The organism is Halopseudomonas pelagia CL-AP6, assembly GCF_000410875.1.
GTDB classification, from domain to species: domain Bacteria; phylum Pseudomonadota; class Gammaproteobacteria; order Pseudomonadales; family Pseudomonadaceae; genus Halopseudomonas; species Halopseudomonas pelagia.
In genome coordinates this window covers 1-1,212 of record NZ_AROI01000076.1, presented here as the reverse complement: position 1 = coordinate 1,212, position 1,212 = coordinate 1, and the positions used below count along the sequence as shown (strand labels likewise).

Annotated in this window: 1 protein-coding gene and 1 pseudogene; both read right to left on the bottom strand. The window is 53.5% G+C overall.

The genetic code is table 11. The features are described from left to right. Nucleotides 1-747, bottom strand: a 747-nt coding sequence (locus tag K787_RS25685; protein ID WP_022964877.1) for a T6SS immunity protein Tli4 family protein, incomplete at its 3' end; no start/stop codon positions are given. A 69-nt stretch (nucleotides 748-816) separates the two neighbouring features. Continuing rightward, nucleotides 817-1,212, bottom strand: a pseudogene (locus tag K787_RS25275) (T6SS immunity protein Tli4 family protein); the annotation flags it as partial.

Genomic DNA, 1,212 nt, shown 5'->3' with positions numbered 1-1,212 from the left:
AAAAATAACATTAGGCGTGCTGGTAAAGCGCAAGCTGTTCTTGATCGAGTAGTCCGTTTTGCCATCGTCGGCAATAAAGCCGTAGGGGAAGCAAAAACCCGGGCCCTTGGGTACCTCATACAGGTCACGCGGCCGAAATCGACTCAGCAGCTCCTTGAAGGCTTTGCTGCCCTGCACTCCTGCCTGAGGCATGGCGAAAAAGTAAACACGCTGGTTGCGATAAACGTAGCCATAGCCGGGATAGTTTGGCCCCCCCAGAAAGGAAGCATCGGGGATACCAAGGTCGTGATTCACTGGGATCGCGAAAGAGGCTTGCCTTTCTTGCTCTTCAATTTCTTGCTGAAGTTTTTCGAGCACTTCAGGTCCGTAGCCCATGTCAGGGAGCTTTGCCAGCCGACGTTTATCAATCTCAATATTCTTGTGCAGGGTTTCCTGGTAAAGCCGCCCAGTACCCATGTGATAACGAACTGCACCTTCAAACTCAGAGCGTTCGACGATATCGCTGACGCGAATGACTACTCCGTTAAAGTCATACCACCCCAAGTCGCCTTTGGCGCCCACCTTTAGACTAAATCCGTGACCGCCACCTTTTGAAACCCTGTGAGTGTAATCAGCATGAAAAGTCGCCCATTCCATCTCTTCGAGCACATCAAAGGTGAGTCTGCCTAAGCATTCCTGGCGTGGCTGCTCTGCGAATACCACGCTAGTGGCAAGACAGAGGGCACTGGCGAGAATAGGTTTGATCATGTTTGTGAACCAAACCACGCCCGCCCAAGGGAGATACGGTGGTCCTCTTGTTGCTGACTGAAAACAGAGCTATTTATCAAGGGTCACCTGAATGGTTTTGCTCAAGGCTTTCCAGCGCGGCAGGACTTCTTCCGGTGGCGGGGTGAACTCAGTGAGGTCATCAACCCCTTTCTGGAAAGTGAATATCTGTACAGCCACCATTGGACGTGTGCCGCCGCCAGTGTGTGCCAGGGCGAACCAGGCGCGTTCCTGCTCGCCTGAATCCAGTTTGGGCTCCAGACGCCAGCCCTCAAGCCCGGCTAGATGGCCACCGATATAGCTGGGCTCGATAAAGCGCGTCAACTCCCACTTCTTGCCGTCGTAGCCGGGGCTATAGTCGGTGTCGTAGGTGCCAGTGGTGGGCACGGTATTCCAGGGATGTTCAGCCGAGGTTGTGACCAGGGTAAAAATAACATTAGGCGTGCT